A 16356-nucleotide genomic window follows, 5' to 3' on the forward strand; every position below is an offset into this window, starting at 1 on the left:
CTAAATATCCCCTTTGTTCATGTCATAACGATAGCTTTCCAGCTTTTTAATTTCTTTTTTTAACTCGTCAATTTTCTTATCCAATTTATCGTAAGCGTTAATTGGATAGTACATGCCAACAATACAGTGATCACCATTAATCACATTAATTGGCAATTGTTTAGCATTTCCCATCGCATTTACTTTAGAAAAACACTTCAAGAACAACTCTTGTCTAACATTCACTGCTTGTTTATTTTGATAGTCCATTACCCTTTCTCCTAACATTAATCATTAAAGTTAAAAGGAACAAATAGCTTAGAATTTTGTTTATTCTTGCCTTGTTCTTCACGGTAGATCACAAAATTCTCATGCCAATGTTGTAACGTGTACGTATCATCAGTTGTTTCATAATTGAATAATTTATCGGGCAAAACGGCATATTTTATGAGCATGTCTTTCATTTTCCCATTATCAAGGGCCTTATTACCTGACACAATTACGTTGCTATAATACTCCCCGTTAAAATGCTTGCGTTGGAACTTCAGTCCTAGCGATTTAATTTGATCTTTAAAAGTGCGGTATGACGCAGTAACCATATGAGTGTGGTTTTTATAGGTTTCAAACAAGTCACTTGTCCCCATCCCAATCAGATCAAACGGGCACGTAATGTGTTGCGCTTCGAGAAACTCCAAAAGTGATGAATTAATGTTTGACAAACTACTTTGAGCAGAATTCTCTTGGCTAAAAATCAAGCCTAAATCTTGTTTGCTCATAGTTACGAGCTTAGACGCGTATTTGATGATAAGGTAGAACATTACTTCTTGAACTTCTTTATTATTAATCCAAGCTGCTGCATCGTCATTGGGGATGTCAACCTCATCATATAGCTTTGTATTACAATTAAAGACAAACATGCGATCTGCTGTACCTACTTGACGGATCTGAGGGAGAGCATTGGTAGCAATCACAATTAATGATGGCAGTTTTACGTCATGGTACTGTTGGAATTTGGCAGCACCAGACATTGTCTTACCACTAATAATTCCATTGATTGCAGTTCCAGCCTTTGAGCTAATAGCATTATTCTGTGAATCTGTCTGGAAGTCGTCAAACCACAAAGTAAGTTGCCCTTTTTTAGTGTCATTTGCATCGATCAGATTAGGATCTGTTAATGCCTTATTAATATTTGACTCTGAAGTCAAGATACAAGAAGTATTATTCTGCGTATTATTAAAGATCTTTTCTAACAAGCTTGCTAAGACAGTTTTTCCTGCCCCAGGAACGCCTAGCAGAATGAAGAAACGACGTACCTTAGCCAGAATTCCTGTGTTTTGTAATGGGATAAATCCAAGCATATATAACAGTTGTTCTAGCTTGCCACCACTAATATGCGTCAAGAATTGGATAACTTGTTTATATTCTTCGCTAGCTTTAAGCTTAGAATCCTTATCAATGTCAATATAATCAACGTTGACATAGTTTTCCATTTTTCCTACTAAAGGGGATGCAATTTGAATATTGCCATCTTCTTCAATCATGATAGATTGGTGGGGTGACTTAAAGCCGTCGTCTAAAACTTCATTTTCAAATTTTGAATCAACTAATTGAGCGTGAACATTTTTTCGAGCATTAATAATGTTATCGAACTTTGAATTTGGAAGGAATTGATCAATCAAACTGTTAACAATAGTTGGTTCAGCAGTATAAATATGATGATCATTCAACACCATAAGTTGATTATCAACTAGTAGTGAACGTGGATCGTTATATACTTTCTCAGCAATAATTTGCTTCCTTAAGGCATTGTATTTCAACGTATTATAGAGTTTTTTAGCTAACTTATTAGCATCCATATCATGCTCTACTGCCCAGATCTGTAGCACCATGGCTAGCTCGTTATATAGGTAAGTATTCTTGGTTAGGATATCTTTATTCTTATCAATAATATTATCCAACCATTCTTCAATCTTATCGTCGGTAATAGTAGCAATCGTGATTGGCAAGCTGTCAATCAAGCTAAAATTAGAATGTAATTTTAGAAACTCATCAACATCATCAATTTCATTTGCCAAAATAGTTTGCCCAAACAAATTAATCCGATCAGCAACTTTAGTCTTAGAAATAAACACCTGATTTACCAACGAGGCTTTCGTGAATTCATTAATATAAGATTTAACATCCTTACTTTTTTCCTTGTCGATTGAGAAAGCATAGTAGTACTCTTTAGGCAACTTACTATCAACATCTGCAAAACCAGCATCTGTTAAAATTGCATCTAATTTCTTAGAAATCTTATGTAGTGCCTTGACATCACCATTTAGTTTGTTGTTTTCAAAAAAAGATCCTTGCATAATTTTACGCTCTCCTTTTCAATCCGTTCTGCTTCCAACAATGCTTTTTCATTAACACTAACAGTTTCATCTTTTAGTGATTTTCCTGTTAACAATTCGTAAACACCATTTTTTCCAAATTCACGATTACGGCATTTATAATCACCATCGCTATTAATAAGAAGGTATTCCAAATCATTTTTCACAAGGCAAAAATCATACTGTTTAACTGAAAATGTTAGGTATTTGACTTTCCCACTATATTTGTCCTTAAATTGTTCGAACTTTTCTTCATTAAAGTTGGTAATAATGAAGCCATCATTAACACAATTAATCACGTTTGATAGGCCCCAAAAGTTGAGCATGTCGAAAACCATATTCATACCACCATACATAGCTTTATAGCGATTAATACTGTGTTCTGTTTTTGTCTTGCCAATGGTTGAACAATACTTGTTTAACCATTGCTTTAACCTTTTCCTTTTTGAAACAAGTCGTTTATTGTTAGGATAATTAGGATCTGCCTCAATCTCTTTCTTTTCCAAAAACATTTTTTCATGCCGTTCATCTAATAAATCCAATTGGTAAGCCATTGTTAGTAGCAACGAATGAACGTCAATTTGTGCAACGTTACGTACCATGCATTTTCGGTATAGATAAATACCATTACCAGTAAAATTAAGTCGTTCCTTTTGATAACCTTCATACGGTCCCGTCGCAACCAAAGATGATAGTAACTGTGGAGGCAGTAACTTAATATTTTCGTGCTCTTCATCCATAGTTTCTGGCCGATGATTAAAATCTGGCGTTAAATGCAACTGTTCAGCCATCAAGAGGAACCGAGGAGTGCTAGGCCAATACATAATGCCATTTTTCTTTTTTACTTTTTTCAAAATAAAATACCCCTTTTCAATTCCTGCTTAACAGCAAAACCGAAAAAGGGTATACTAAACTTGCCTTTATTTATAATAAAGGTTATAATAGTAATATATAAATATATGCATTGGTAGTGAGTATATTTATATAGTTTTTCAGTTTTAAACTGTTAAGTAGGTTAAGGTTTTCAGATTTTGCTGCCCGGCGATTTCTGAAACCTTTTTTATTTTGCAATAATTATTAAATAATTATTGTTATTTATATAATAACCCACCAGTTCGAAAAGTAAATGGCTTTTGCTTGACTATTTATCTCATTAATTATATAATAATAATTAAGAAATGTAATACAGGCTGTTATTATGCGGTTTTCAGCTTGTGATAAAAGAGCAAATTTCGTGTAAATATTTTATTAAGATTCTCTTAAGACAATAATTTCCGTTCTTCAAGTTAGAAGAACGGTTTTTGTTTTGGCAGATTGCAAGAAATAACTTGAACGAATTTAATGACGTAAATTAAGCAGGAAGATCTCGATTGGTGTGCGCCAGTTAAGACATTTGAGTGGCCGGGAATTCAGATACCAATTGATTTGAACCAGCTCGCGATCGCTCAGCTCTTCAATAGCTTGTCCCTTGGGAATAAATCGTCGCAAAACTCGGTTACGGTTCTCATTACTACCGCGTTCATGTGGTGAATAAGCATGGGCAACTTGTTCAGGGGACCACTTCTGGACTTGAATCTTTTCCTCGACCAAGTGTTTAAGGTTTTTAGTGAGCGAAGACTTCCGCCCCCGTTGACTAACCTTTTGTTCAAAGTCAGTTTGCGCTAGCTCAGCCTGGTACTCACTATTTAGCCGGTGAAGCTCATTGAAGATAGTGGTCTTACTAAAGCCTAAGTAGTTAGCGATATACTGCAAGGAACGTTTCTCGTTATGAAGTGTTTCGATGACAACGCGGTCTGAAAATGATAAGATAGTGGTGCCCATAAAGGTCCTTCTTTCAATGGAATGTTGTGGTAACACCATTAAAGACCTTTATGGGTTTTTCTGTCCACTTAATGTTCAACTTAAATTTTACAATCTGCCATAACTAAAAAGAGGCCGGGAAATAACCCGACCTCTTTGCTATTTTAATGATAAAAATGCAGCGGCTGGCTGTCCAGTCATCCCGCTACTCGTTATTCAATTGTTATCGCAAAACCGTCTGGAGCCAGCTGGTGCCCCTGCATTCCCTGACTAAGAAGCAGTTGGCCCCTGGTTGCTAACTCCGCTGGTGCGCCCGTAGTGTTAAAGAACCCTTTAAGCACTTTCCCAGCACCTGTACGGGAAACTTCCACCACCCCGATTGGCAGGACATTAAATGCAATTGTCCCGCCTGCAATTAGGTCGGCATAGTCACGACGTAATGCGACTAGCTTCTTAAAATATGCAAGCATTTCTTGAGCATCATCGTCAGGCGCCCAGTTCATTGGCTTCCGACAGTCCGGATCATTGTCTCCATCCATGCCGTACTCGGTGCCATAGTAAATTGACGGTGTTCCAGGCTGCAAGAATGTAAAGGCAAAAGTTTGCTTGACTAGGTCCCGGTTATCGTGGGCCTGAGTCATAATTCGCGCTGTATCATGAGAATCCAAGACATTAAACATCATCTGATTAGTCTGGTCACGGTACTTCATCAGCTGGTTGCTAAGCTGATCAATCATTCGTTCCGCACTAAGCCGGTGGTTGATGAAGTGGTCCAAAATAGCACCGGTGTAGCTGTAGTTCATTACCCCGCTAAATTCGTCCCCGTTCAGCCACGCCTGCGAGGTATGCCAAATCTCACCTAGGATATAAAAATCTGGTTTGAGGGCCGTTGTCTCCTGATGGAACCTCTTCCAGAAGTGGTGGTCAATTTCATTGGCCACATCCAGCCGCCAAGCATCAATATCAAATTCTTCAATCCAATATTTGGCAATTCCCAACAAGTAATCCTGCACTGCTGGGTTAGCTGTGTTGAGTTTCGGCATATGCGGTGTGTAATCAAAGGTATCGTAAGTTGCATCCGGGGTAAATTCAAAGTTCTTGGTCGGCGTGTAAGTTGCTGGGAACTTATTAACATGGAACCAATCAGCATATTTCGAGTTTTGGCCGTTTTTAAGGACGTCCTGCCACTGTGGCGACTTATCACCAATATGGTTAAAGACGGCATCTAGCATTACCTTAATCCCCCGCTTGTGAGCCTGGGCAACCACTTCCTTAAATAAGGCGGCGTCACCAAAGTGAGGATCAATCTGGTAATAGTCTTCTGTATCATACTTATGGTTAGAAGGGGCTTTAAAAAGCGGGTTAAAGTAGATCCCATTGACACCCAATGCTTGAAGGTGGTCAAGGTGGTCCAGTACACCCTGCAAGTCACCACCATAGAAATCCTGACGACCAGGATGGTCATTGGCATTCCACTTTTTAGTACCAGCAGGGTCGTTGGACTGATCACCATTGGCAAAGCGATCGGGGAAAATCTGGTACCAAACCGTTTTCTTTACCCATTCTGGAGCATGAAACATATCAATCTCTTGGAAGAAGGGCATCCGAAAGTAGGTATTTAAATCATTCAAGGCAGCGTGGTCATCTGGCTGAAGGTAGCCCCGGTCGGTATAAACCGTCCTCGTCCCATCAGCGCCAGTGATGTCAAAGGCATACGCCAAGCGCTTTTTCGGCTCGGTAACCGCAATCTGCCAATAATCATAGAGGTCATCTGACAAGATTTTCTTCATCGGCGTCGGTTTGGTATAAAATGGCGGTTTAATTCCCGCCAGGCTGCGAAGACTGTAAGGGTCACCGTGCAATAGCTGGACCGCTTTTACGTCATCTTTAGCAGTCCGTAAACGGATATGCATCGTCTGAGAGTCATAAAGAAAGGCCATTTCGCTTTCCGGCCGGTGGTAGATAGCAGCAAGATTCATCATTCAATATCTCCCTTTTCAACAGAGGTTTCCTTGACAACGTAAACCGTAAATGCCCCAATCAGTGCTAGGACAGCAGATACGACCAGCATGTGTGGAATGTAGTTGCCCAATAACGGATAAAGAGCAAAGGAGCAAACAGAAGCAACAATCTGTGGGAGGCAGATCCAGCAGTTGAATAACCCCATGTAAGTACCATCATGCTTACCATCCAGGGCATTCGTCAGGATAGTGAACGGGATGGAGTTGATCGTAACCCAGCACATACCGATACCAATAAAAGCAACAAACGATAATAGCTTAGTCGGCGCAACAGATAAGCCCCAGAAGCCGAGGGCACCCAGGACCATTCCTAAGGCGTAGGCAGGTTTCCGAATTCGGTCATTCAGCTTTTGCAAAACCAATCCGTAAATAATTGCTACCCCGACTTCAACAGCAGACAGGACACCAAACCAGTTTCCGGCAGCTTGGTAAGCAGCGCTAGAAGCATTCGTAGTGTGCCAGATGTTTTGGGCCACCGTCCCTGCACCATAAGTCCACAGGTATTGGAAACCAGTCCAAGAGAAAAATTCAACAATTCCCAGCGTCCAGAAAACCTTGGGCGCGTGTTTAACAATTGTGAAGAAGTTTTCACTAATATTAGCATTTTGGTCTAAGCCGTGGTACTTGGCATAAGTCTCTGGGTCATATTCGTCAACTTTCCAAATAGTAAAGATTGATGAAACAACTAAAATCGCAGCTCCAATATAGAATGACCACTTAACAGAATCTGGTAATTCACCCTTAGCTGCAATATTCTTAACCCCAATCCAGGTCAAGAAAAACGGGAAGAGGTCAGCGGCAACTGACCCGATGTTTCCCCAAATCGTCTGCCATGACCAAGCCTGGTCCTTTTGTTCATCGTTTACCATGTCAGAAATCATCATCTTGAATGGCTGCATCGACATATTTGAAGACAGGTCCATAAATAGGATGGTTACCGCGCCGAACCATAGCGCAGTCGAAGTCTTGAAACCAAACGAGCCGGAGTTCGGCAACAGGCACATCACAATGACAGCCACAATCGTCCCTAAAATCAAGTAAGGGAGCCGCCGCCCAATTTTAGGAATCCAGGTCCGGTCGGAAAAGTAGCCGACCAGTGGTTGAACAACCATCCCTGCTAATGGCGGCAGGATGAAAAACCATCCTAGCTTGGTTGGGTCCGCCCCCAGGGTTTGGAAGATCCGCCCCATGTTAGCACTCTGCAAAGCAAAGGCCATCGAAGTCCCCAGGTTCCCAAACGTCATCAGCATTAATACTGAAAACGCGAGGGACGGCAAATTTTTATTTAACTTTTTCTCGCTCATATAATAGCGCCTCCATCAATAATTAATAAGTCTATAATGATTACGCTTACATAATACTGCTATCGGCCGCCTATTGCAACCGCTTGCACAAAATTATTAGCAACCGTTTACTTTTAAAAGCTGACGGTCCCTTGGACTCCCTAAATTCTTACCGCACATTTGCTTTTTTAAGGTAAACTGACAATCCATTTAAATTTTATAAAAGCTTAGTTTTAGTTATTCAACCACTTTATAAAACCGGAGTTTTACAAAGCTTATTACGAAAGATTATTTTTCCTTACTCGTTAATTTTTCGTACATTTCAAATAGATGCTGTACAATCTCCTGCTCAGTAGCTGATGGCTTTAGGCCGTATGCTTTAAGAACAGCTTTATCATTAGCCTCATGTGCTTTACGAAATTCGACTGGCATCGTTAATGGATCGTAGAGATCGGCAAGAGAACTATCTGGGTAAAGTTTACGGGCATCAAGTATTCCCTGGGCTGTTTTTGAAATTTGTTTTCTAGATTTGTCATCTAAATTAGGCCAAGGAAAATTATGTTGGAAAAATCTTACTAACATTGAAAGATTTTATAAAATTAACTGGAAAGATGACTATCTACATGACTTATTAGTCTTTTTTGATATAAAACAGATTTTACCATCTGAAAATCAAATGCAGCTTTACATAGACAACAACGGTAATGTTAATAGTATTTTGTTATATGAACTATTAGTGTATGAATTACAAAAGTTATCACTAACCGAAATAACTACTTTGAAGCATTATATTGAGCTAAAATCTTCTAAAAAAGTCTATCAAAGAAATATAACACTTAATAATGTTAGTAAAGTAATTCTAATAGTTAGTACAATTGCTCTTATCCTTACCATATCTGGAACTAATGAAGATATTACAGTCGGTAATGTCACTGTTAAAAATTTTAACACTAAAGTTATCACGCATCTTATTGCTCAAGTTCCTGTTATTCCCATAATATTTAGCCTGCTTATTTTAATATTAGTTACAACTATTTTTATTTCGGTCGCATTTTATAATGCAAAACATTTAAGGTACGCGGATGTCATTCACCAAGCTCTGGAGGATGCATCCTCTATCAAAGCTAATATTCACCATAAAAAATAATGTTTCAACATATTCTTTATATTGATACATTTCTTTTTAGTTTAAGTACAATCAGTTCACTATGATTAATGAAATATGGATTATTAATTAAAGATAATTATATTATTTCCTAAGCATACCCTATCTATCATTTTTACAAAAAAATAAATATACCGCATATGTTTCTAATAACCTTCTGACAATCAACGATACAAAAAAAGGTACTACGTAAGTTCAAATTACAGAGTACCTTTTACCGTATTATTCGCTGATGTTTTCTGTAGAGAGTTTGTGCCTAACTTTCTTTTTCTACTAAGCTTTGTCTCACTACTAACAAACAACGTTATAATAAGTTATTTTACTTAATCTAATGCTCAACCATAGGATTAGAATCTTTAACCTCATCATTATATTTGAAAACTTAATAGCAGAAACAGATATTACGTATATTAAATTTATGTGGTACCTGTTTTTTCTTTATATATTGCTTTTATAGGCTCTTTTAAGACGATTTGATTAATTTATCATTAAGCCCTCAAAGTGTGCTCATTTGAGGCTTATTTTGGCTCTCATGAGATATAACTAGTTTTTCAAAAGAAGTAAAAGACTTCATTTCTCGCTTAGAGAGATGAAGTCTTCATTTTTTATGTCAGCCTTTTTATCTAACTATTTTATTAAATTTGGTGTATTTTTGGTGTATATACACCCTAATTTCTAATCTTATAAAGAATAACATCAGAACTTGCAAGTAGTTTTAGCATATTCTAAATGCCTTTATATCAACCATTCAGTTTACTTCTTCTTGTTCTTCTTTTTCTTTGAATCGTTCTTAGTTTCCTTTTCCGGACGCATCGTTGGGAAATAAAGAACATACCTATCTTCACAATTAAGTAAGGATAATATACAGAACCTGTAAAGATAATTATATTATTACTTATAGCTAAAATATGTAATTTTAAAACAATGGCGTGCCAATGTAATAACAAAAAAAGTACTACGCAAGCTCAAATTACGTAGTACCTTTTGCGGTATTATCTATTGATGTTTTTGGTAGACTTTTGGTAGACAACTTGCAATAAACTGCCAATTCTACCAAATTTGAACCTCTACAAATGCCGTTATCTTAGGCTTCCCTCTTCATATTGTTCTATAACATTATTCGTATTCGATCGTCGAAGGTGGCTTACTCGTAACATCATAAAGAATGCGGTTAACGTGGTCGACTTCATTTACGATTCGGACTGAGATCTTTTGAAGAATATCCCATGGAATCTTAGCGAAATCGGCTGTCATCCCATCAATTGAGGTAACGGCCCGGATAGCAACTGCATAGTCATATGTCCGGCCATCACCCATGACACCAACTGAACGAATACCTGGTAAGACAGTAAAGTATTGCCAAATTTCTTCATCAAGACCTGCTTTTTTGATTTCTTCACGAAGGATTGCATCACTTTCACGAACAATTTCAAGCTTTTCAGGAGTAATTTCACCAATAACACGAATTCCAAGACCTGGACCTGGGAATGGTTGACGCCATACCAATTCATGTGGAATTCCAAGTTTTTCACCGAGTTCACGGGTTTCATCCTTAAAGAGCTTGCGTAATGGTTCAATTAACTTGAAACCGAGCTTCTTTGGCAAACCACCAACATTATGGTGAGACTTAATTGTCTGGGCGGTGTCTGTTCCAGATTCAATTACGTCCGTATAAAGCGTACCTTGAGCTAAGAAATCAGCATCTTTAATCTTCTTGGCCTCTTCGTTAAAGACTTCGATAAATTCCTTACCGATAATCTTCCGCTTTTGTTCTGGATCGGTAACACCTTCAAGCTTACCTAAGAAGCGATCTGCGGCGTCAACTTTAATGATGTTAACACCAAGGTCGCGGCTCAACGCATCCATTACTTGGTCAGCTTCGTTCTTACGTAACAATCCGTGGTCAACAAAGATACAAGTAAGTTGGTCACCGATTGCCTTGTGGATCAAAACGGCAGTAACACTGGAATCAACCCCACCAGAAAGGCCTAAGATAACCTTCTTGTCACCGACTTCTTTGCGGATTTCATCAATCTGCATATCGATGAAGTCATCCATCGTCCAGTTTGCTTTAGCGCCACAAACATCAAAAGCAAAGCGGCGTAAAATGTCTAATCCATATTCGGAATTACGAACTTCAGGGTGGAATTGAACACCATAGAATTTACGGTCATTATCAGCAATCGATGCGATTGGACAGTTCTTACTAGTAGCAGTAACTTCAAAACCAGCTGGGGCTTGAGTTACTAAATCACCATGGCTCATCCATACATATTGCTTCTTTGGCAAACCTTTTAATAATACAGCCTCGTCATCAAGTACTTCAATATCTGCTCGTCCATATTCGGAGTTATCAGCTTTTTCAACCTTTCCGCCAAGATCGTATGACATTAATTGCATTCCATAACAAATACCTAAGATCGGGATCCCAAGCTTAAAGATTTCTGGATCGACCTTGAATGCGTTTGGATCATAAACACTGTTAGGGCCACCAGAGAAGATGATCCCCTTAGGATTAATCTCTTTGATCTCGTCTGCAGTCAACTTGTGAGAAAGCAATTCGGAATAAATACCGAAATCACGAAGCCGACGAGTAATCAATTGATTGTATTGGCTACCAAAATCCAAGGCAATGATCTTATCAAACGCATCTAAATTGATGTTTGCCACAATGACACTTCCTTTGTTCAAATTTTTATTCTTAAAGGCTAGTTTACAGGCTGAACATGGCATGGTCAATGATTATTTAATATTCCATAACAAAAAAGACGGGAGCCAAATTTTCTCACGCCTTTTTCGTTAGATGGAATTTTATTGAGGATATTTAATTAGTGTTCTAAATCAATATTTAATAGACGTAATTCTTCATCAACCGCTTGTGCTTCAAGTGTTTTAGTATCTTTATCAGTTTTTATCATTTCGACAGCCTCCTCATCTCATTTAATCTGTATCTTTCTTAAGTGGTCTGTCAGTAATTGTCAATAAAAATGAGTCATAAATATTATATGCAACCGTTTCGAACCTTGGTATATTAGGATTAAAAAGGTTCATTTTTTTACTTTTACTAAGGGCTTTAACTAAATTTTCTAGTGCAGGATTTGTAATCCATTCCAAATTCAGTTGGTTTGAATACGCTTTCTATATTTGATAAAATTTAGTTAGCTATTTTTACTTGAGGTACAATATGTTTATTCGGACAAAATATCTTAACCAACTAATAAACAACATGGACCGGCCAACAATTAAGATCCTCGTTGGGGTTCGTCGGTGTGGTAAAACAACTATTCTTGACCAATTCCGAGCAACTCTTCGGCGCCAAGAAATATCCCCAAGCCAAATTCAGGTGATCAACTTTGAATATCTCCTAGAAAATGAATTATGCAATCCAGAATATCTTTTACAATTTATCCTTGATCGGCTTAGTAAACACCAGATGAATTATATTTTTCTCGATGAAGTTGAAGTGGTTCCCCAGTTTGCCCGCGTTGTCAATGCCCTAAATTCACTCTCCAATACTGATGTCTATATTACAAGTTCCAACAAAACTATTCTGGAGAAAGAAAATCTTCAACAAATGACTCCCTACATCATCATCCCCGTTTTCCCTTGCAGCTTCCGTGAATACATAAAAAGGAACCAACAAGAAGCTGATTCCCAAACGTTATATCAATATTTAAATGAGGGTGGTTTCCCCTATACTCACGAAATTCACGGTCCAATCAACCTCCGTAATTATGTGAATGGGATCATCAACACGATTATCATTACCGATTTCACCCAGCAAGCGACCCTTTGTAATCCAGGACTAACTAAACAACTCGCGCATCACCTAGCTCATCACGCCGGAACCACACAAAATATCTCTCAGATTGTTGATAGTCTTAAACGTCACCATATCACTACTTCCAATAAGACAGTCGATTTCTATTTGCAGTTCTTACAGACGTCCTTTATTTTTTACCCGTGCAAAGAGTATGATTTTTCTCGTCGCCACGTCAAAAGCACCAATATTCGTTATTATCCGGTAGATCCCAGTATTCGTCAGGCGCTCACACTAAAAAAGAATGTCCTTTCTCAACGAATTCTTGAAAATATCGTCTTTATTGACTTGTTGAGCCAAGGTTACCAAGTATATAGCGGCCGTATCAAAGATAATGAAATTACCTTTGTCGCAATTAAAAATGATATCTTTACCTGTATTCAAATTGCTTATTCGCTTGCTGATGATGGTGCCTATCGTCGGGCGATCAGCGGATTACGGCAACTTTCCTCAAAATATAGAAAGCTTTTAATTACAGTAAAACCAGCGCTCAATTACGCTGGCTTAGATCCTGATATTGAAATTATTGACTTATATAGCTGGCTAACCAATTAACCCCGTCGCAAGTAAAGCTTATCCACGACATGGCCAGTAGTTTTGTGTAAAATTACGTCAGCACGACTCTTAGTTGGTAGGATAAACTCCCGTAAATTAGGAAGGTCGACACGTTGCCAAACATATTTTGCCATTTTAAATGCTTCTTGGCGGTCACCCTTCGAATAAGGATAGTAATAGTTTGATGGGTCAGTAAAGGCTGTATCTAACAGCATCCCAAATCGTTGAAGATACCAATGCTCAATCAAGTCCGGATCTGCGTCAACGTACAATGACCAGTCAAAGTAATCACTGACATAGAGTTGCTGGTTACTTGGCAATTGCAATGTGTTGATCCCTTCTACAATTAATATATCTGGACTATCAATTACCAAGGGTTTATCCAGTTGAACATCATAAACCTGATGCGAGTATGTAGGTGCCTTAACAACTGGTTCCCCTGCTTTGACATCATTGAGAAACTTTAGAAGTCTTTCCATATCATATGATTCGGGAAAACCTTTCCGATCCATGATCCCCCGCCGTTTTAATTCTGCATTAGGATATAAGAACCCATCCGTCGTCATTAATTCTACCCGCTTATCCGGCAACATCTTATTTAGTAAAATACTAATCAACCGAGCGATGGTGCTCTTCCCAACTGCAACCGAACCCGCAATCCCAATAATATATGGAATGCGCATCGTGGAACGCTGTAAAAAGTTTGCTTTTTGCATCTGCCATTCCAAAAAATTCTGGTAGCGCAATTGAATTAATTTTATTAACGGCAAATATACATCCTGCACATCCTCAATTGAAATTCGGTCATTCAATGATTTAATTTCATCCAAGTTTCCTTGGGTTAACCGCACTGAATCAGTTGGGAAAAAGCCGTGCCATGTTTGCCGATCAAATTGTTCGTAGTTCATCCATTCATCCATTATGCAAAATCCTTTATTTCACCCGTTAATGAAAACGGTTACTCACATTTAATAATAACATATTATAAACATAATTAAAGCTCAATCTAGCTTGTGAACACCTAAACATTTTACCAGATAATTAGCGCAACGCAACTGTTTGAAATAAAAATGGAGACTAGTACTATTACTGGCCTCCATTTTCATTTGATTATGGTTTAGGGAAGTTTAATTTCGGATAATCCTTTAACTCAGGTGCATCGGTTGTATAATCATCGAAGGTACTCTGGTTATTATTTTCCGACTTCAAACTTGTCTTCTGTTTCTTTTGCTGCTTCTGTAAATTCTTCAAGCTCTTCTTAAGGTTATAAGTATATTGTTTTTTATCAACTTTCTTAAATCCTGGGAGTTTGTAGAACCGAAGCAAGTCACCATTCACAACTTTATCTGATAATCCAAGATCAGTTGTAACATATTTTTGAATCTTGCCAATTTCTTTGCGCTGAGCCGCGGTTTGGTGAGTAATTTGCTTACCATTCTTAGTGTAATAGTAATCACCATTATACTTAGTGTATTTAGGCGTTACCCAATCACCATTTCTAAACGGTACAATTTGCTTATTTTCAGGGGAAAGTAAGTCTTGTCCGAATTGAATATAATTCTTAGAGCTGATTCCTAACAAGTCCTCAAGAGTAGGTAAGACGTCAATTTCGCCACCATAAGTATGATTAATCCCACCTTTTAGGCCAGGCATATTAATCATGAATGGCACTTTTTGGAACATTGCTAGATCATAATTAGTTACTTTCTTCTTACCTAAGATTTGCGCAATGGCTGGTTGGTGGTTGTTAGAGATTCCATAGTGGTCACCATAGAGAACTAACACACTGTTTTGCCGTAACCCTGTCTTATCAAGGTAATCAAGAAATTCACCAAGAGATTCATCTAAGTATCGTGCGGTTTGAATATAAGGATCGACCGTATCATCACCAGTCTTCCACGCTTCGATATCCTTATTCTTTTTATCGAGGATATATGGATAGTGGTTAGTAACTGTGATGAGCTTTGCATAGAATGGTTGTGGAAGCTGCTCGATATAGTGGGCTGATTCTTTCATGAAGATCTTATCCTTCATCCCATATCCAGCATCATAATCCTTGGTCTTAGGGTAATACTCTTTACTAAAGAAGTATTGGTAACCAAAAGACTTATAAGCATTATCACGGTTCCAGAAACTAGGAACATCCCCGTGGAATGATGCCGTGGTATAGCCAAGTTTTTGATGAAGAAGCGCTGGCGCAGATTGGAAGGTATTAGTTGTCCCATCAGTAACCATTGCTGATCCTTCTGGAAGACCAAATAGCGAGTTTTCGAGCATTGTTTCAGCATCCGCCGTCTTTCCTTGACCAACTTGGTGGAAGAAGTTATCAAATGCCAAAGTATCATTAGCATGGTACAACTTATTCAGGTTTGGCATTACTTCTTGACCATCTTCTTTATAGTCGATCATGAATTGCTGGAGACTTTCAAGGTGAATGATAAAAATATTCTTTCCTTTAGCCTTACCATAATATTCAACATTTGGCGCAGCATAATTACTATGGATGAAATGCAAAACCGGCTTTAATTCGTCGCGATTAGCACGCGCTTTTACTACACTGTTATTAGTTGTCTTAACTCCATCATAAACTGTATATGCTTCGAGCCCTAGATACTTAACAATATAGTTATTATCAAAAGTTCGTGTAAGTAATTGTGAACGATCACTTTCCGCCATTCCTAAGTTAACTCCAAATAGCACGAAGCCAAGGGCAGTAATCGTCATCGCATATCTAACCTTAAAGCGCCGCATATCAACACGGACAAAATGGAAAAGTAAGATGAGTGCTAAAATTACAACATCTAAGTAAACTAAAAAGTCTTCGGGACGTAATATTCCCATTAAACTTTTACCAAGATTATTTGAAGCCGCTCCAGATCCCTTTATTACGTTAAAGGTAATGAAATCTGAAAATTCTCGATAGTACAAAATATTTGCAAAAAGCCATGTCGATAATGCCGCATTAATTATCAACATAATCCAATAGGACAAGCGCCCACGGAAATACAATGCAATTCCCAAAAATACAAGGGCACTTGGAATCGTATTAAATGCTAAAAGGAATTGTTGCATGCTTCCTTTTACACCTAAATTAAATTCATTTTGATAGGCCCAATAGCTCTTTAAACAAAATAAAAGTACAACAAGCAGAAAAAAACCGAGCTTGGTATTCAAGACACGGCGGAGCTTCTGCAACGCTGTTTTCATAGTCGTTCCTCCATAAAAAAATATCATTATTAACAATAATACACTAACTAGCTAACCGCAACCGTACAATTTTATTTTTCCAAAAAGTTAAAAATTCCGTCACTTTTCTGTCGTAGTTAGCCTTTTGAAAATAGATCTTAAATGTTATGATTGA

Annotated in this window: 11 protein-coding genes and 1 pseudogene; 2 read left to right on the forward strand and 10 right to left on the reverse strand. The window is 38.0% G+C overall.

The genetic code is table 11. From position 1 onward, the window contains the following. The 7 genes and pseudogenes from LREU_RS08415 to LREU_RS10685 form a co-directional block, all read right to left on the reverse strand. The gene (locus LREU_RS08415; protein WP_011953555.1) at nt 1–249 is read right to left on the reverse strand and encodes a hypothetical protein; all 249 of its coding nucleotides are present in this window, start codon (nt 247–249) and stop codon (nt 1–3) included. Nucleotides 250–266: 17 nt separating this feature from the next. After that, the gene (locus tag LREU_RS08420) at nt 267–2333 is read right to left on the reverse strand and encodes a hypothetical protein (protein ID WP_003668988.1); all 2067 of its coding nucleotides are present in this window, start codon (nt 2331–2333) and stop codon (nt 267–269) included. Further along, a complete protein-coding gene (locus LREU_RS08425; protein WP_003668990.1) occupies nt 2300–3205 on the reverse strand; it encodes a hypothetical protein in 906 nt (301 codons plus the stop codon). Before LREU_RS08425 ends, LREU_RS08420 begins: the two co-directional genes overlap by 34 nt. Before the next feature lie 484 nt (nt 3206–3689). After that, a complete protein-coding gene (locus LREU_RS08430; protein WP_011953556.1) occupies nt 3690–4172 on the reverse strand; it encodes an IS30 family transposase in 483 nt (160 codons plus the stop codon). A gap of 191 nt (nt 4173–4363) precedes the next feature. Beyond that, nucleotides 4364–6133: a glycoside hydrolase family 13 protein gene (locus LREU_RS08435; RefSeq protein WP_003668994.1), complete on the reverse strand. Its 1770-nt coding sequence runs from the start codon at nt 6131–6133 to the stop codon at nt 4364–4366. After that, nucleotides 6130–7476: an SLC45 family MFS transporter gene (locus tag LREU_RS08440; RefSeq protein WP_003668995.1), complete on the reverse strand. Its 1347-nt coding sequence runs from the start codon at nt 7474–7476 to the stop codon at nt 6130–6132. Before LREU_RS08440 ends, LREU_RS08435 begins: the two co-directional genes overlap by 4 nt. Nucleotides 7477–7743: 267 nt before the next feature. Beyond that, nucleotides 7744–8016, reverse strand: a pseudogene (locus LREU_RS10685) (type IIL restriction-modification enzyme MmeI); the annotation flags it as partial. Between LREU_RS10685 and LREU_RS08450 the strand changes: the two are divergent. After that, nucleotides 7985–8602 (forward strand): hypothetical protein, encoded by a 618-nt coding sequence (locus LREU_RS08450; protein ID WP_003668998.1) that lies wholly within the window; start codon nt 7985–7987, stop codon nt 8600–8602. The pseudogene LREU_RS10685 and the gene LREU_RS08450 overlap by 32 nt on opposite strands. A gap of 1134 nt (nt 8603–9736) precedes the next feature. Here the strand turns inward: LREU_RS08450 and guaA are convergent. Beyond that, nucleotides 9737–11290, reverse strand: a complete 1554-nt coding sequence (gene guaA / locus LREU_RS08455; protein WP_011953557.1) for a glutamine-hydrolyzing GMP synthase — start codon at nt 11288–11290, stop codon at nt 9737–9739. Nucleotides 11291–11804: 514 nt separating this feature from the next. On the opposite strand from guaA, the gene LREU_RS08460 reads away from it, so the two are divergent. Then, the gene (locus LREU_RS08460; RefSeq protein WP_003669001.1) at nt 11805–12995 is read left to right on the forward strand and encodes an ATP-binding protein; all 1191 of its coding nucleotides are present in this window, start codon (nt 11805–11807) and stop codon (nt 12993–12995) included. Here the strand turns inward: LREU_RS08460 and coaA are convergent. Together coaA and LREU_RS08470 are read right to left on the reverse strand one after the other, a co-directional pair. Next, nucleotides 12992–13915 carry a type I pantothenate kinase gene (gene coaA / locus LREU_RS08465; protein ID WP_003669003.1) on the reverse strand — a complete coding sequence of 308 codons (924 nt, stop codon included), beginning with the start codon at nt 13913–13915 and terminating at the stop codon, nt 12992–12994. The two genes, LREU_RS08460 and coaA, sit on opposite strands and share 4 nt — an antisense overlap. Nucleotides 13916–14105: 190 nt before the next feature. Then, nucleotides 14106–16202 (reverse strand): LTA synthase family protein, encoded by a 2097-nt coding sequence (locus LREU_RS08470; protein ID WP_011953558.1) that lies wholly within the window; start codon nt 16200–16202, stop codon nt 14106–14108. Nucleotides 16203–16356: the final 154 nt, after the last annotated feature.

It is taken from the genome of Limosilactobacillus reuteri subsp. reuteri, assembly GCF_000016825.1.
Taxonomy (GTDB): Bacteria; Bacillota; Bacilli; order Lactobacillales; family Lactobacillaceae; genus Limosilactobacillus; species Limosilactobacillus reuteri.